13 protein-coding genes are annotated in these 16,920 nt (G+C 67.8%); 11 read left to right on the top strand and 2 right to left on the bottom strand.

The window, feature by feature from the left end:
• Nucleotides 1-2: 2 nt before the first annotated feature.
• Both ABD206_RS11485 and ABD206_RS11480 read right to left on the bottom strand, forming a co-directional pair.
• Nucleotides 3-1,502 carry a class II fumarate hydratase gene (locus tag ABD206_RS11485; RefSeq protein WP_425561195.1) on the bottom strand — a complete coding sequence of 500 codons (1,500 nt, stop codon included), beginning with the start codon at nucleotides 1,500-1,502 and terminating at the stop codon, nucleotides 3-5.
• A 72-nt stretch (nucleotides 1,503-1,574) separates the two neighbouring features.
• Entirely contained in the window at nucleotides 1,575-3,362 is a 1,788-nt protein-coding gene (locus ABD206_RS11480; protein ID WP_344072656.1) for an NAD-dependent malic enzyme, read from the bottom strand.
• Nucleotides 3,363-3,592: 230 nt separating this feature from the next.
• Here ABD206_RS11480 and ABD206_RS11475 point away from each other — a divergent pair, with 230 nt between their 5' ends.
• The 11 genes from ABD206_RS11475 to ABD206_RS11425 all read left to right on the top strand — a co-directional run bounded on the left by ABD206_RS11475 (nucleotide 3,593) and on the right by ABD206_RS11425 (nucleotide 16,891).
• Nucleotides 3,593-4,642 carry a sigma-70 family RNA polymerase sigma factor gene (locus tag ABD206_RS11475; RefSeq protein ID WP_344072654.1) on the top strand — a complete coding sequence of 350 codons (1,050 nt, stop codon included), beginning with the start codon at nucleotides 3,593-3,595 and terminating at the stop codon, nucleotides 4,640-4,642.
• Between the two features lie 149 nt (nucleotides 4,643-4,791).
• Nucleotides 4,792-5,556: a nucleoside phosphorylase gene (locus ABD206_RS11470; protein ID WP_344072652.1), complete on the top strand. Its 765-nt coding sequence runs from the start codon at nucleotides 4,792-4,794 to the stop codon at nucleotides 5,554-5,556.
• 107 nt (nucleotides 5,557-5,663) lie between these two features.
• Nucleotides 5,664-6,494, top strand: coding sequence for an FAD binding domain-containing protein (locus ABD206_RS11465; RefSeq protein ID WP_344072650.1), 831 nt, complete (start codon nucleotides 5,664-5,666; stop codon nucleotides 6,492-6,494).
• Nucleotides 6,491-9,253 carry a molybdopterin-dependent oxidoreductase gene (locus ABD206_RS11460; protein ID WP_344072648.1) on the top strand — a complete coding sequence of 921 codons (2,763 nt, stop codon included), beginning with the start codon at nucleotides 6,491-6,493 and terminating at the stop codon, nucleotides 9,251-9,253. Before ABD206_RS11465 ends, ABD206_RS11460 begins: the two co-directional genes overlap by 4 nt.
• Nucleotides 9,254-9,258: 5 nt before the next feature.
• Complete coding sequence (locus ABD206_RS11455; RefSeq protein ID WP_344072646.1) at nucleotides 9,259-9,846, top strand: helix-turn-helix domain-containing protein; 588 nt, start codon at nucleotides 9,259-9,261, stop codon at nucleotides 9,844-9,846.
• Between the two features lie 54 nt (nucleotides 9,847-9,900).
• Complete coding sequence (locus ABD206_RS11450; protein ID WP_344072644.1) at nucleotides 9,901-11,319, top strand: amidohydrolase; 1,419 nt, start codon at nucleotides 9,901-9,903, stop codon at nucleotides 11,317-11,319.
• Entirely contained in the window at nucleotides 11,316-12,815 is a 1,500-nt protein-coding gene (locus ABD206_RS11445) for an aldehyde dehydrogenase family protein (RefSeq protein WP_344072642.1), read from the top strand. The genes ABD206_RS11450 and ABD206_RS11445 overlap by 4 nt, the downstream gene beginning before the upstream one ends.
• On the top strand, nucleotides 12,815-14,203 hold the full coding sequence (locus tag ABD206_RS11440; protein WP_344072640.1) for an NtaA/DmoA family FMN-dependent monooxygenase: 1,389 nt from the start codon (nucleotides 12,815-12,817) through the stop codon (nucleotides 14,201-14,203). Before ABD206_RS11445 ends, ABD206_RS11440 begins: the two co-directional genes overlap by 1 nt.
• Complete coding sequence (locus ABD206_RS11435) at nucleotides 14,200-14,700, top strand: thiamine pyrophosphate-binding protein (RefSeq protein ID WP_344072638.1); 501 nt, start codon at nucleotides 14,200-14,202, stop codon at nucleotides 14,698-14,700. The genes ABD206_RS11440 and ABD206_RS11435 overlap by 4 nt, the downstream gene beginning before the upstream one ends.
• On the top strand, nucleotides 14,697-15,311 hold the full coding sequence (locus ABD206_RS11430; protein WP_344072636.1) for a thiamine pyrophosphate-dependent enzyme: 615 nt from the start codon (nucleotides 14,697-14,699) through the stop codon (nucleotides 15,309-15,311). The genes ABD206_RS11435 and ABD206_RS11430 overlap by 4 nt, the downstream gene beginning before the upstream one ends.
• A complete protein-coding gene (locus ABD206_RS11425; RefSeq protein ID WP_344072634.1) occupies nucleotides 15,311-16,891 on the top strand; it encodes a GMC family oxidoreductase in 1,581 nt (526 codons plus the stop codon). The genes ABD206_RS11430 and ABD206_RS11425 overlap by 1 nt, the downstream gene beginning before the upstream one ends.
• Nucleotides 16,892-16,920 lie beyond the last annotated feature (29 nt).

The raw sequence follows: 16,920 nt of genomic DNA, 5'->3' as shown, positions 1-16,920 counted from the left end.
GTCTACTTCGCGGGCGCGCTCGCGTCGGCCGATGCTGCGGCGGGGATGTCGGCCGAGCCCGGGTGCGTCATGTTGAGTGGGATCACGACCTTGTCGTACAGCTCCTCAGACACTCCCCTCTCCAGCGCCGCCTTCTTCAGCGTCAGACCCTGCGCCTGCGCGAACTCGGCGATGTGCGCCGCGTTGTCGTATCCGATCACGGGAGAGAGCGCCGTGACCATCATCAGGGAGTTGTCGATGTTCTCTTTGAGCTTGATCTCGTTGAGCTCGGCGCCCTCGATCATAAACTCGCGGAAGTGGTCGCACATGTCACCCATGATGAGCGCCGAGTGCAGGTAGTGCGCGATCAATACCGGTCGGAAGGCGTTGAGTTCGAAGTTTCCCTCCGCGCCGCCGGCCTGCACCGCGACATCCGCGCTCATGATGTCGATGCACACCATGAGCATCGCCTCGGCCTGCGTCGGATTGACCTTGCCCGGCATGATCGACGAGCCCGGCTCATTGGCGGGAAAGGTCAGCTCCATGAGGCCCGTACGAGGTCCCGAGCCGAGCCAGCGCATGTCGTTGGCGATCTTGAAGAGCGTCACGGCGGCCGTCTTCAGACCAGCGTGCGCGCGGACGATGCGGTCGAGGGTGCCCTGTGCCGCGAACTTGTTCGGCGCGGTCTCGAAGGGGTAACCGGTGAGATCAGAGATCACTTTGGCGACGTCATCACCGAAGCCCAGGGGTGCGTTCAGGCCGGTGCCGACGGCGGTGCCACCCATCGCGACCTTGAGCAGGAGCTTGGTCGCGTGCTCGAGCTCGTCGATGGCATCGGCGACCGCCGCCGCGTAGCCTGACCATTCCTGGCCGACCGTCAGCGGGGTGGCGTCCTCGAGGTGGGTGCGACCGATCTTCACGATCGCGTCCCACCTGCGCGCCTTCTGCTCCAGCGCGTCGCGCAGGCGTCGCAGCGCGGGCAGGGTCTTCTCGGTCGCCATCTTGTATGCCGCGATGTGCATGGCGGTGGGAAAGGTGTCGTTGCTCGACTGCCCCATGTTCACGTGGTCGTTCGGATGGATCGGCTCCTGCGCACCGAGCGTGCCACCCACCAGCTGAATGCAGCGGTTCGAGATGACCTCGTTGACGTTCATGTTCGACTGCGTGCCCGACCCCGTCTGCCACACGTAGAGCGGAAACTCCGAGTCGAGCTTGCCCGAGATCGCTTCGTCGGCGACCTGCTCGATGAGCGCGCCCTTCCACGTCGGCAGGCGGCCAGCCTTGGTGTTGACGATCGCGGCCGCCTTCTTGACGTAGCCGTACGCGTGGTAGACCTCTTTCGGCATCCGGTCGTTGCCGATGTTGAAGTGTTCGAGGCTGCGCTGGGTCTGCGCGCCCCAGTAGTGATCGGCGGGCACCATCACATCGCCGAGGCTGTCGAACTCTTTGCGCTCGCCGGTGGCGTCGATCCCGATCGGGAGGTCGAGGATCTTCGGGGCGTCGGCTGTGGTCTGGTCACTCACTGGTAACTCCTTGCGTTTCGTATCGTGTGCGTTGCGTTCGAGGTGAGTTGTTGTGTGGGGAGAGAAAACCGATCAGCCGGCGACGACGGCTCGGTACTCGGGCCACCACGCCGCCTCGTGAACGGCCTGCACGGGGTCGGAAAGTTCGACGCCATTGACCCCCTGCGCTACGGCGGTCTTGGCCACCTGAACGGCAACGAGCGCCGAGGTCTCACGGAGCCGCGCGTTGGAGGGGAGGAGCGCGTCCCCGGGCTCGGTCATCTCGGCTTGACTTGCTACAGCTTCGGCGGCCGCGTAGATCATTTCGTCAGTGACCTTCGTGGCGCGGGACACGATCGCGCCAAAGCCGAGGCCCGGGTACAGCGCAGCGTTGTTGGCCTGACCGATCTTGTGCGTGACACCACCGAGTTCGACGTCGTCGAACGGCGAACCTGTGGCGACGAGCGCCGCACCGTTCGACCAACCGAGGATCTGCGCCGGCGTCGCCTCGGCGAGAGGCGTCGGGTTCGACAGCGGAAACAGGATCGGGTGAGCATGGGCGGCGGCCATCGTCCTCACGATCTCTTCGGTGAACATCCCGGGCGTCGTGGAGGTGCCGATGAGGATGCTCGGCTTCACGTTCTCTACTACCGCGGCAAGCGAAATCATGCCCTTCTCACGAACGCCCTCGCGAAGCGCACCCATCGCCGGCCAACGCAGCGAAGCCGCGACATCCGTCTGCACCGGTGTCCGCTCCCAGGCCGCGCTCGCAGCAGCGGGCTGGGCGTACGGCTTCTGATAGTCGAGCAGGCCGTCGACCATGTCATCGGTGAGAAGGCCAGGAAGGTCAACCAGATGGATGTTCTGTCGCGCCTGCTCTTCGGTGGCACCGTCGAGCTGCATCCGCGCTGCGATCTGGTCGGCGATGCCGCATCCGGCGGTCCCGGCGCCAAGCACGACGACCTTGTGGTCGGCCCACCGAGTTCCGCTCGCAGTGACGGCGTTGATCAGGCCCGCGAGCGCGATCGCCCCGGTGCCCTGCATGTCATCGTTGAAAGTGGGCACCTCGTCGCGGTAGCGGTCGAGGATGACGCGCGCGGTAGTCGATCCGAAGTCCTCCCAGTGCAAGAGCGCTTGAGGAAAGAGCCTCTTGGCGGCGGTCACGTACTCGTCGATGAATGCGTCGTATTGCTCGCCACGCACGCGCGAGTGTCGAACGCCGATATAGGCAGGGTCGTTGAGGAGCTTCTCGTTATTGGTGCCGACATCCAGCACCACGGGGATCACACGGTGGGGGTTCACCCCAGCCGCGGCCGTATAGACGGCAAGCTTTCCGATGGAGATGTCAATGCCGTTGGCCGCCCAGTCGCCGATCCCGAGGATCTCCTCCGCATCGGATGCGACGATGAGGTCGATATCTTCACCGGCATCCCGGTAGGACGTCAGCCGCTCCTCCACTGTGCCCGCGTGGTCGATACTCAGATACACACCGCGGGGGCGTCGCATGATCTCGCTGAATTTCTCGATCGCCTCGCCGACCGTCGGGTCGTAGACGACGGGGAGCATCTCCAGCAGGTGGCGCTGAATGAGCGCGTAGAAGAGCGTCACGTTGGTGTCATGGAGGTCCCACATATACACGTGCTTGTCGAGATCGCTGCCCGCGCCGGAGTAGTGCGCATACGCCTGCGAAAGTTGCTGCTCCATGTCGGTCGAGACAAGGTCTGGAAGCAGCCCGCTCAGTCCCAGCGCGCTCCGCTCTTCGGCGGTGAAAGCGGACCCCTTGTTGAGGAGCGGATGGCGGAGAACCCCACCTCCCCGCAGCGACGTGACGTAGGCGGTCTCACCCGTGTCGAGAGTCTGTTCGCGAACGTCCTCGGGCATGTGTCGTTCCTCTTCTCGCTGGTTTCGGTGTGTCTACTCGATGCGCCATGTTTCTCATCCCGGGTAAACACCGCGTGACGGGGTTGCGCTGCCCGGTTGAACACTCCTGATGTGTGTTCTGAACCGCTCCGGCGTTGTCAAGCCCGAGGACACGACTCTCGCCGACGACAAGCCTCGCCCCACAATAGGACTATTCAATAGGCTCCTTGGCGTAGGACTAGCGTTGGTGTGTGGATACACGGCGGGGGCAACGCACATCGTCGCGCCGCGCATTCGACGGTGACTCCGACCGAGAGCTGATCGCGGCCGTTCGCGGCGGAGAGATGGCCGCCTTCGATGCGCTCTGGCGGCGTCACATTGACGCTGCTCGAGCGACCGCCCGCGCCCTCACCCCACAGGGCGACGCGGAGGACGTCGTCCACGACGCGTACCTGCGCATACTGGATTCGCTCCGGCGCGGTCGCGGACCCTCGACACATTTCCGCCCCTACCTGATGGCAACCATCCGGAACCGCGCCGCAGACCTGGCCCGCCAACGCGCCAGGCACGATCCGACCCAACTAGAGGAGAGTTCCGGAACCGCGCCCTCGACGCCAGCAGCAGAGACCGACGCTGTGGAGAAGTTCGACCGCGCCGTCATCCTGCGCGCGTTCGAGTCACTGCCCGAACGCTGGCAGGAGGTCCTCTGGCTGACCGAAGTCGACGGACTCACGCCGCGAGATGCGGCGCCGATCCTCGGGCTCTCTGCGAACGCGGTCAGCCAACTGGCCTTCCGCGCCCGCGCAGGGCTTCGCGATGCCTGGGTGGCGCACCATGTACAGTCGCGCCCGCACAGCGCGGAGTGCGCCTGGGTGCTGAACCACCTCGGCGGCTTCAGTCGACATACGCTCGCATCCCGCGACCAGGCCCGGGTGCGCGCGCACCTCGCGGATTGCGAAGACTGCACGGCGGCAGCTGCGGAGGCGCAGCGCGTGGCAAATCTCCTGCCACTCGCACTGCTGCCCGCTGTCCTCGGCGGCCTCGGCGCCGCCGCCGCATACCTTCAGGCCAGCGCGCACGTGTCAGCACCGGTCGCCCTTGCCGCATCCGGAGCTGCAGTGGTCACCCCGGCGACCTCTCACACGGCAGCTCACCTTGCCGGGGCCGCTTCTCTCAGTGTGACCACCAAGTGGCTCGTCGCTACGCTCGTCGCACTGCTGGGGGTCGACATCACCGCCGCGCTGATCTGGCTCTACGAGGTGTCCGATTTCCTCAGTGGTCCGTTCAGCGTCTTCTCGTGAGAGGTCAGCGGCGTCGAATAGACGCGGCGCAATCCCGGCCCGTGCTAGCCTGCCCGCACCGCGCGTCCTAACAACCATGGCCACTTCTCGAACAGCCAGGGCGGGGACTGCGACGAAGCACTTCGTCACAGCACCCACAGGAGGTCACCATGTCCGTCGTCGACAAGTCCCAGGCCGGCGCGAATGCCCGGCAGTACCACATCGGCATCGCGCCCGGCGAGGTCTCGAGCGTCGCGCTGTTGCCCGGCGATCCTTTCCGTGTGCCGTTCGTGGCGGAGTTTCTCACCGACGTGAAGGAGGTCGCGCACAACCGCGAACACCGCACGATGACCGGCTGGTACAAGGGCCGCCACATCACCGCGACCTCCACCGGCATGGGGTGCCCCTCCACCGCGATCGCCGTCGAAGAACTCGCCCGCGTCGGGGTCACCTCCTTCATCCGCGTCGGCAGCTCCGCAGGGCTCCAGCCCGGGATCGAGCCGGGCGATCTGCTCGTGAGCGAAGGCAGCTTCCGCAACGACGGCACGACGGATGCCTACCTGCCCAAGGGCTTCCCCGCCGTGCCCGACCTCGCTCTGACGCTGTCGCTCAGCCGTCAGTCCGAGAAGCTCGCGGCGCGGGCGGGGACGAAGAGCTACACGGGCATCAGCGTGAGCGACGACGCCTTCTACGCCGAGACGCCGGAGTGGATCGCGAAGCTCAATGAGATGGGCATCCTGAACGTCGAGATGGAGGCATCCGCGATGTACATCGTCGCGCGCCTGCGCGGCCTTCGTGCGGGGATGGTGTGTGCATGCTCCAGCAATCTCGTCGACGGCGCCTCGCTCTACGACGACAACAAGCAGCGCCTCAAGGACGGCTGGATGAACTCCATCGAGGCGGCCCTCGAGACCGCCGTCGAGCTGGAGCTGTAGGCATCGTCGGAGACCACCCCGCGCCACCGCGAACCGGTAACACCGGCGAAATGCGCTCCTGAGAAACTTTGATCTGACCTATCACCGATAGATGCCAGGGAGGATCAGTGGACATCACGTCCGTGACATCGTTCCGCCGCGCGACATCCCGCGCCGATCTCTCCCTCTCTCCGGGTGAGGTGGTGATGGCCGGGGGCACGTGGCTGATGAGCGAGCCGCAGCCCGACACCACCGGGTTCGTCGACCTCATGGGTCTCGACTGGCCGGACCTCGAGGTGTCGGACGAGGGCCTTCGCATCTCGGCCACCTGCACGATCGCAACCCTGGTCGCGTGGTCGCGCGGTGAGACCGAGGTCCCCGTGCCGAGCGTCTGGACCGCGGCAGCCGTGATCCCGGATGCCGCGAACGCCCTCCTCGCCTCGTTCAAGATCTGGAACACGGCGACGGTGGGCGGCAACATCTGCCGGTCGTTCACCGCGGCATCCATGGTCTCGCTCACCGCGACCCTCGACGGCATCGGGGTCATCTGGACTCCCGACGGGGGCGAGCGGCGCGAGCCGATCGCACAGTTCGTCACCGGACAAGGCACGAACACACTCGCCCCGGGTGAGGTGATGCGGGCGATCGACATCCCCGCCCACGCGCTGCGGTCCCGTGCCGTGATCCACAAGGTCGCCCTCGCAGAGCTCGGCCGCTCGGGCGTCGTCGTAAGCGCCCGCCAGGACGAGGACGATTCGACGACGTTCGTCGCGACCGCCGCGACCCTCACGCCGCACGTCCTGCGGTACGCGGGCATCCCGAAGGCCGATGTCTTGGCCGCGGATGTCGCGGGAGCATCCGACTTCTATTCCGACCCTCTCGGCGAGGCGGACTGGCGTCAGGGCGTCAGTGTCGTGCTCGCCGAACGCTGCCGCGCCGACCTGGAGGGCGCCCGATGAAGACCACCGTCAACGACCTGCCCGTCGAAGGTGAGCCGCGGGCGGGACAGAGCCTGCGCACCTACCTGCGTGAGCGCGGCCATACCGAGGTCAAGAAGGGCTGCGACGCGGGCGATTGCGGGGCGTGCACGGTGCTCCTGAACGGCGACCCGGTGCACTCGTGCCTCATCCCCGCTCAGCGGGTCGACGGCGCGATCGTCACCACCGCCGCCGGCCTCGCCCCCGAGGGAGAGCTGCACCCGGTGCAGGAAGCGCTGGTCGAGAACTTCGGCTTCCAGTGCGGCTTCTGCACCCCGGGGATGAGCGTCACGGCATCCACCCTCTGCGAGAGTGACCTGCCCGATCTCGACAAGAAGATGAAGGGCAACATCTGCCGCTGCACCGGCTACCGCCCGATCCGCGAGGCGATCCGCGAGAGCGTGATGGGACCGGTGCGGGAGGCAGGTGCGAAACCGGCGACGGATGTCGGCGTCGGTGCGTCGGTCAGCCCGGCCCCCGCACGCAAGGTCGTCCAGGGCCTCGAGCCGTACACCTTCGACGAACCGGTCGCTGGCGCGCTGATCCTGCGCGTCGTCGCCTCGCCCCATGCCCACGCCCGCATCGTTTCGATCGACACGTCAAAGGCCCTTGCCCATCCCGGCGTCATCGCGGTGCTTACACATGAGGACGCCCCCGCGCTCCGCTTCTCGACGGCGCGACACGAGCATCGCACCGACGATCCCGACGACACCCGCGTGCTCGATGACACGGTCCGCTTCATCGGGCAGCGCGTCGCCGCCGTCGTCGCAGAGAGCGCTGAAGCCGCGGATGCCGCCGTGCGACTGATCGATGTGGCGTATGAGACCCTGCCCGCCGTCTTCGACCCCGACGATGCCCGTACTCCGGGCGCTCCTCTCATCCACCCCGACCGGACCCCCGCCGACCGTGTCGACGACGCCGCCCACAACCGCCTGCTGACGGTGACGGAGCGCCTCGGCGGCGACATCGACGCGGCTCTCGCGGCCAGCGCGACCACGGTGTCAGGCACCTGGCAGACGGCACGCGTGACCCACGCACAGCTCGAGACCCACGGCGCGGTCGGCTGGCTCGATGACGACGGAAGACTCGTCATCCGCTCCAGCACGCAGGTCCCCTTCCTCACCCGCGACGAGATCGCCCGGGTCTTCGACCTGCCCCGCGAGAAGGTCCGCGTGTACGCCGCGCGGGTGGGCGGAGGATTCGGGGGGAAGCAGGAGATCTTCACCGAGGATCTCGTGACACTCGCGGTCCTTCGCACCGGTCGCCCCGTGGCGTATGAATTCACCCGCAGCGATCAGTTCGTGCGCGCCGCCGTGCGGCATCCGATGCGCGTGTCGGTCACCCTCGGCGCCGATGTGGACGGTGTCCTCACCGCCATGAAGGTCGATGCGCTCAGCGACACCGGGGCCTACGGCAACCACTCACGCGGGGTGCTCTTCCACGCCCTCGCCGAATCCACCGCCGTCTACCGCGCCCCGGTCCGCGCCATCGGCGGCGAGGTCGTCTACACGAACAACCCGCCCTCGGGCGCCTTCCGCGGCTACGGCCTCGGCCAGGTGATCCTCGGCGTCGAGTCGGCGATGGACATGCTGGCCCAGCAGCTCGACATCGACCCGTTCGAGCTGCGCCGACGCAACGTGATCCGCGAGGATGATTCGCCGCACCCCCGCGAGGAGACGGACCACCCTCACGAACCAGACCTCGTGGTCGGCAGCTACGGCCTCGATCAGTGCCTCGATCTCGCCGAGTCCGCGCTGCGCCGCGGCAACGGTGTCACCGCCCCCGACGGCTGGCTCACCGGTGAGGGCATGGCCCTGTCGATGATCGCGACCATCGCCCCGTTCGGACACGTGGGTCTGACCCGCGCCGTGCTGCGCCCGGACGGTACCTATGCGCTGCGGGCGGGGACGGCGGAGTTCGGCAACGGTACGACCACCGTGCTGCGCCAGATCGGTGCGACCGCGTTCGGCGTGGGATTCGACCGCCTCGACCTGCGCCACGCCGACACGGATGCCGCCGAGTACGACACCGGCGCCTTCGCCTCGACCGGCATCACCGTGACCGGCAAGTCGCTCTACGCCGCCTGCATCGCGCTGAAGGATCGGATGCTGCGCACGGCCGCCGGCCTCGTGGGATCCACGCCCGGCGAATGCGAGCTCACGCCCGAGGGCGTATCCACACCGGACCGTGTGATCGGTTTCGGCGAGCTCGTCGCCGCCGCCTCGCCCGACGAGCGCGACGCGGACGGCCTGTTCGGCGACGGTAGTGAGTACGGAGCGCTGCGATCGGTCGCGTTCAACGTCCAGGCGGTGCGGGTCGCCGTCGACCCCGAGACGGGGAGCGTGCGGATCCTGCAGTCGATCCAGTCCGCCGATGCGGGCTTCGTCATGAACCCCGCCCAGTGCCGCGGACAGATCGAGGGGGGTGTCGCCCAGGGCATCGGCAGTGCACTCTACGAAGAGGTTCTCGTCGAGGAGGGCACGGTGATCAACCCGGTCTTCCGTCAGTATCGGGTGCCGCAGTTCGCCGATGTGCCCGACACCGAGGTCTACTTCGCCGACACCGCTGATGCGATCGGCCCGTTCGGTGCGAAATCGATGAGCGAGTCGCCCTACAACCCGGTCGCCCCCGCGATCGGCAATGCCATCGCCCGCGCGCTCGGCACGCGCGGTTTCGAGCAGCCCTTCAGCCGGCAGCGCGTGTGGCGGCTCGCGCAATCCGGCACCCAGAACGGAGAGTGACGACGATGGTCACCGACACCACCGGAGAAGACGCGCTGATCGGCGTATCGCTCGGGCGCGAGATCCGCACGGCGCGCCAGGAGCGCAACCTCTCGATGCGCGCACTCGCCGCCGACGCTCAGATCAGCCAGCCATTCCTCAGCCAGATCGAGAGCGGACAGGCGCTGCCCTCGGTCGTCACGCTGTTCCGCCTCGCCAAGGTTCTGGGCATCTCTCCCTCGAATCTGCTGCCGGCGATCCCGGAGCCGGCGCAGATCCTCGTTACGCGCGCCAATGACGGCGGGCATGTCGCGGTCGACGAGTCAGGGACGGCGGCCACCAGTCGCATCCTCTCGTCGGGCGCAGCGACCCGTGCCGTCGTGCAGGAGTACCGCTTTCCCGCCGAGGCCGCCGTCGGTGAGTGGTTCGAATCAGACGGGGAGCTGACCGTGTACGTGGTGTCGGGAACGATCCGCGTCGAGCTCTTCGGCCACGGTGAGTGGGAGCTGTCAGCGGGCGACGCCCTTGCCCACCCCGGTGCCATCCGAAACCGGTGGTCGGTGTGCGGCGACGAACCCGCGACCGTACTGCTGGCCTACGCGACAGACAACTGACTCAGCCCACCGTAACGCGAACGAAACCTGATAGAGGCAAACTATCAGCGATAGATGACAACTATCATTCCGAAGGACCCCATGCCGAACCCCACCCTCCTGCTCCCCGACGCGATCGTCACGATGGATGACGACCTGCGGGTGCTCACCGACGCCGCCGTCCTCGTCACCGGCGACACGATCACCGCCGTCGGTGCGCGCGAAGAGCTCGAGGCACAGCATCCGGATGCCGAGCGCGTCGACCTGACAGACCGCATCCTCATGCCGGGACTGGTGAACGCCCACCACCACTCCGGGATGCTGCGCGGCACTGCCGAGCACCTTCCCGTCTGGGAGTGGCTGCGGCTGCACATCGACCCGATGCACCGCGTTCTGCGGCCCGACGAGGCAGAAGCCGCCGCGTGGCTCTGCTATGCCGAAGGCCTGCTGTCGGGGACGACGACGGTCGTCGACATGTGGCGCTACATGGATGGCGCCGCCCGCGCGGCATCCGCCCTCGGCAACCGCCTGGTGACCGTCAACTATGTGGGCGAGCACCCCGACTTCGACTACTTCGACACGCTCGACGACAACGAGCGGCTGCTGCGGGAGTGGACCGGAGCCGACAACGGCAGGATCATGCCGTGGGTCGGCCTGGAGCACCTCTTCTACGCCGACGACGCCGGCCAGAAGCGCGCGATGGACATGGCACGCCACTTCGACACCGGCATCTACACCCATTGCAGCGAGTCCGAGATCGAGCTCGCCGACTTCGATGCCCGCTACGGCATGCGTCCCATGTTCGCCCTCGACAAGATCGGCTTCTTCGACACTCCTCGCGCGATGATCGCCCACGCCGTGTGGCTCGATCAGTCCGAAGTCGAGCTCGTCGCGCAGCGCGGCGTCGGTATCTCCCACAATCCGATCTCGAACATGAAGCTCGCCAGCGGCATGGCTCCGGTCGCCGAGATGCTCGCAGCCGGCGTCAACGTGGGCCTGGGCACCGACGGCGAGAAGGAGAACAACAACCTCGACATGTTCGAGGAGATGAAGGTCGCGTCGCTCCTCGGCAAGCTCCGCAAAATGGATGCCGCCGCCATGGACTCCTGGCAGGTCCTGCAGATGGCGACCCGCGGCGGAGCCGCGGCGATCGGCCAGGGCACTGCGCTCGGGGCTGTGGCCACCGGATTCAAGGCCGACCTCATCGCCGTCCGCACCGACACCCCGCGGATGACCCCGTATCTGCCCGAGGGGTCGCACGCGAACCTGCACCACAACCTCGTCCACGCCGTGCGCGGCTCGGACGTCGACATGACGATGGTCGACGGACAGATCGTCGTCCGAGGCGGCGCTCTCGTGAACGCCGACCTGTCGGAGCTCATCGACCGCGTGCGTGCGCTCGTGCCCGGCCTGTTCGCCCGCCGGGCCGCCTGGCTCGAGACCCAAGACGAGGTCGCCGGACTCTTCCACTCCTCCTCAGAAGGACACTCATGATCACCGCCACCCGCGGCGCCCTGCGCCCCCGCGTCCAGGCCTTCCTCGACGAGGCCCCAACGACACTCCTGATCGGAGGTGAGTGGGTGCCCTCCGCCGACGGGTCGACCTTCACGACCTTCGACCCCGCCACCGGTGACGAGCTCGCCCAGGTCGCGCAGGCGAAGGACGCGGATGTCGACCGCGCCGTGCGCGCCGCCCGCGCCGCCCTGCACTCCCCGGCGTGGAAGGGTATGACCCCCGCCGCCCGCGGAGCGCTGCTGTGGCGCATCGCCGATGTCATGCAGGAGCACGTCGCCGACCTCGCCGAACTTGAGACCCTGGATCAGGGAAAGAATCTGCGCACCTCGTTCTTCGGCGAAGTGCCCGCCGCCATCAACCAGTTCCGCTACTACGCGGGCTGGCCGACCAAGATCCTCGGCGAGACGATCCCGACATCGCTCAGCCGCACCCCGGTCGGCAAAGAGGTCTTCGCCTACACACGCCGCGAGCCGGTCGGTGTGGTCGCTGCGATCGTGCCATGGAACTCGCCGCTGATCATGACCGCGATGAAGCTCGCCCCGGCCCTCGCCGCCGGGTGCACCATCGTGCTCAAGCCCGCCGAGAACACCCCGCTCACCGCGATCTACCTCGGCAAGCTCCTGCAGGAGGCGGGCCTTCCCGAGGGCGTCGTCAACATCGTCACCGGCTACGGCTTCGAAGCGGGGCAGGCGCTCGTCGATCACCCGCAGGTCGCGAAGATCGCCTTCACCGGCTCGACCGCAGTCGGCAAGAAGCTCGTCGCCTCGGCCGCCGGCGACCTCAAGCGCCTGACCCTCGAACTGGGCGGCAAGTCGCCGTCACTGATCATGCCCGACGCTGATCTGGATGCCGCGATCGCCGGTGTCTCCAGCGGCATCTTCGACAACGGCGGCCAGGTCTGCGTCGCGAGTGCGCGCATCTACGCGCACCGGGATGTCTACCAGCAGGTCATCGAGGGCATGGCCGCCGCCGGCGAGAAGCTCCGCCTCGGCCACGGCCTCGACCCCGAGAGCGACCTCGGGCCGCTCGTGAGCGAGGCACAGGCCTCGCGGGTCGCGTCCCTCATCGACGCCGGCCGCTCCGACGGCGCCACGGTGGTCTCCGGCGGCACCCGCGAGGGCAACTTCTACACCCCGACCGTGCTGACCGATGTCACGGCATCCATGCCCCTCATGAAGGAGGAGATCTTCGGTCCCGTCGCCGTGGTCACCCCCTTCGACGACCTCGACGAGGTGGTGGGATGGGCCAATGATTCCCGCTACGGCCTGGCCGCGAGCGTCTGGACCGAGGGCCTGAGCAACGGCCACCGCATCGCCGCGCAGCTGGAGGCTGGCACCGTGTGGGTGAACTGCCACTCCTTCCTCGGCCCGGAGCTGCCCAAGGGCGGCCACAAGGAATCCGGCTGGGCCTACGAGAACGGTGCGCAGGGTCTGGAGAACTACCTCGAGACCAAGACCGTCGCGATGGTGATCTGATGAGCGAGAAGAAGCCCATCATCCTGGGCGCGTTCGAGATGATGAACCCCTCCAACGGGATGCCCACCTGGACCGATCCCCGCGGCCGGGGCGACGACTGGGACGACATCGAGTACTGGGTGGATCTGGCCAAGATGCTGGATGCCGCGGACTTCGACTTCCTGTTCTTCGCCGACACCTACGGCTACGCGACTTTGCAGGGACGCATGCCCGAAGAGGTCGCCGCCCACGGCATCCAATTCCCCGCGCTCGACCCGATGCTCGCCATCCCGGCACTCGCGCGCGAGACCGAGAAGCTCTGTTTCGTCGTGACCTCGCCGACGACCGTCGAGCGCCCCTATGCCACCGCGCGCCGCTTCGCCTCGCTCGACCGCTTCACGCAGGGCCGCATCGGCTGGAACGTCGTCACCGGGAGCTCGCAGGCCACCACCGACGAGCTGTTCGGCGTGACCGAGACGCTCACCCACGATCAGCGGTACGACGCGGCCGATGACTTCCTCGACACCTGCCTGCGCTTCTGGGAGCACAGTTGGGAGGACGACGCCGAGGTCCGCGATCGCGCCCGCGGTGTCTACGCCGACCCCGCGAAGCTCCACCGCGTTGAGGTCGACGGCACCTACCAGCGCGCCCATGGCATCTTCGCGGTGCCGCCGACCCCACAGCGCACGCCCGTGCTGTTCCAGGCCGGCACCAGCGACCGTGGCCGCGCGTATGCCGCCCGCAACGCCGAGGCCGTGTTCATCCAGGGGCAGACCATCGCCTCCGCCGCAGCGCACGTGTCCGACATTCGCGCACAGGCCGAGAAGAACGGGCGCCTCGCATCCGATGTGAAGGTCGTCACCGGGATGACCATCACCGTCGCGCCGACCGAAGAAGAGGCCCGGTCGCTGCGCGCCGAGTACGAGGCGCTCCTCGGGCTGGATGACGCGGCCGTCATGTTCGCCGGCATCACCGGCATCGACCTCACCGGCTTCGATCCCGACACCCGGCTCGTGGACATCAAGACCGACCTCGGGCAGACGCTCGTGGACCGCTACGCGAAGAAGGACCCCGATGTGCGCGTGCGCGCGGTGCTCGACCAGTTCCGCACCAAGGCGATCCGCGGCTTCCAGATCACGGGGACTCCCGAGCAGGTCGCCGATGAGATCGAGGCCATCATCGACGGGTCGGGACTGGACGGCATCATGCTCGAGCCCACCTTCGGCGGTCCTTTCTCTCACAAGGCCTTCATCGACCTGGTCGTCCCCGTTCTCGCCGAGCGTGGCCGTCTGAACACCCCCGCCGGCCCCACGCTGCGCGAACGCTTCGGCGGATCGGCACGTCTGGCCCCCACCCACCGCGCGCACAGCCTGACCGCCAGTGCCGCACCGAACGGAGAATCCGAATGAAAGCAGAAGCCGTCGAGGCGGTGATCCGCGGGCTGAAGAAGGCCGGGGTCTCTGTCGCCACGTACCTGCCCGACTCGCTCTTGAAAGAGCTCTACCCGGCGCTGGATGCCGACCCCGACATCCGCACGATCCCCGTCACGAACGAGGGCGAGGGCGCGGCGATCGCCGGCGGTGTGTTCCTCTCGGGTCAGCGCGCGGTGCTGGTGATGGAGAACTCCGGGCTCCGCGCCGCGACGGAGCACCTCGCCCGCATGGGTCTGGGCGCCGGCATCCCCGTCGTGATGATCATGAGCTACCGCGGCGAAATGGGCGAGAACAACTGGTGGGCGATCCCCCACGGCATCACGATGGAGCCGCTGCTGAACGCCCTGCGCACCCCGTACACGATCGTGCGCTCGGTCGATGAGATCGAGACCGCCGTCGTCCGCGCCTACGAAACCGCCTACGCGTCGTACTACCACGCCGCGATCGTCCTCGGAGGGGACCTGGTCCGATGAGCTACTCCCGTTTCGAAGCCATGAAGCTGCTCGGCGCGCGCCTGGACGATGCGCTGGTCATCCTCTCCCTCGGCGGCGCCGTCGACGAGTGGTACAACGCCGCCCCGCACATGCGCGAGGCGAGCCTGTTCCAGCAGCAGCTGGGCTGCGTCACCCCCGAAGCCTTCGGTCTGTCGGTCGGCCTTCCGCACCGCCAGATCGTGTCGCTGGACACCGACGGCGGCCTGCTGTTCAACCTCGGCATCCTCGCCACCCTCGCCAACGAGCAGCCGAAGAACCTCTTCGTCGTGGTCTGGGACAACGAGCAGTACCAGTCGATCGGCGGCCCCCGCACCCACACCAAGGGCGGCCGTGTCGATCTCGCCATGATCGCCCGCGGCGCGGGCGTCGAGAAAGCGTTCACCGCCCACACGCTCGAGGAGTTCGACGCGCACTGCGAGGCGGGCCTGGCAGCCGAGGAGCCCTACATCGTCGTCGCCAAGACCGACGGTATCCTCGAGCCCGGCATCAAGCGCAAGCACTCCGACGGCCGCGAGGACAAGTACATCTTCGTGCGCCACGTCGAAGCCACCGAGGGCATCACGATCATGGGCCCCAGCGAGCACAACTGATGCCCGTCGTCTCCGCTCCTGCATTCTCAGAGAGCGCCGCCGCCTACGACTACCTGGTCGTCGGCGGCGGCGCCGCCGGGTGCGTCCTGGCCGCACGCCTGTCCGAGGACCCCGAGGCAGAGGTCCTGCTCATCGAGGCGGGCCCCTCCCACGAGGGTGTGCGCGAGATCCTCGAGGCAGCGCACTGGGATGCCATGATCGGCGGCCCCTACGACTACGGCTACGCCTCCACCCCCACCGAGCATGTGCTCGGCCGATCGATCGCGATGCCCCGCGGCCGCGTCCTCGGCGGCAGCTCCAGCACCAACGCGATGCTCTGGTACCGCGGCGCCCGCGCCGACTACGACGCCTGGGCTGCCGCGGGTGCCATCGGCTGGGGCTACGACGACCTCCTCCCCTACTTCCGCCGTTCCGAGTCCCGGCCCGGCGGCGACCCGACCTACCGAGGGCTGGACGGCCCGGTGCGCGTTGCCCCACTGACACGTGTCCACCCGATCGCGCACGCGCTGATGGATGCCGCCGCCGAGCGTGGCATCCCGGTCATTGACGATGCGAACGCCGCCTCCAACGAGGGTGCGACCTACGCCGACTACAACGCCGTCGAGGGCGAAGACGGCTCGTTCGAGCGCTGGAGCACGGCCCGCGCCTACCTGGAACCCGCCCTCGGCCGACCGAACCTCGACATCCTCGTCGACAGCCCCGTGCACGAGGTCATCCTCGAGGGCACGACAGTGCGCGGCATCCGGCACCGCGTGGCAGGCGAGGTGATCGAGACCCGCGCCGCCCGCACCGTGCTCACCGCCGGAGCACTGGACACTCCGGGCATCCTGCAGCGCTCGGGCATCGGCGATCCCGCACGCCTGCACGAGGCCGGTATCCAGGCGCGCCACTCTCTGCCGGGCGTCGGCGAGAACTTCCAGGACCATGCGCTGATCCTGGGCGTGAACTTCCGCGCCCGCGCCGACCTGGGCGAGGTGCTGGGCAATGGCGGCGGCGCCATGATCAACTGGCGGAGCTCCTACGCGTCGGCCGGCCCCGACCTGCACACGGTCATCGCCCACGGCTCCCGCGGCGATGACGCACTTCACGGGAAGTACGACCTCTCAGGGAATCGGGTCTTCGCTCTCGTTCCCGGCCTCTACGGCTCACGCAGCGTCGGCTGGGTGCGCTCACGCTCGGCAGACCCTGATGTGCCCGCCGATTTCCACCCGAACTACCTCGCGGATCCGACAGACCTCGCCGCCATGGTCGAGGCTTTGGATGCCGTGCACGACCTCGTCGCGACATCCGCGTACGCCGATCTCGCCGAGGGTCCGATCACGCCACCCGTGTCGATGACCGACAGGGCCGAGCGCATCCGGTTCGTGCGCGAGAACATCGGATCGTTCTTCCACTGCGCCGGCACTGCCCGCATCGGGACCGACGAGGATGCGGTGGTCGATCCGGGACTTCGCGTCCGAGGCCTCGCCGGCCTGTGGGTCGCGGATGCCTCGGTGATGCCGATCATCCCGACCGCCAACACGCAGGCTCCCACCGTGGCCATCGCCGAGCGCGCCGCAGACCTCATTCGCACCGCCTGAGCTCCACCCCACTCAACCGACGGAGACCC

The sequence above is a fragment of the Microbacterium sediminicola genome (assembly GCF_039531125.1).
Taxonomy (GTDB): Bacteria; Actinomycetota; Actinomycetes; order Actinomycetales; family Microbacteriaceae; genus Microbacterium; species Microbacterium sediminicola.
This window is presented reverse-complemented; position numbering and strand designations above follow the sequence as displayed.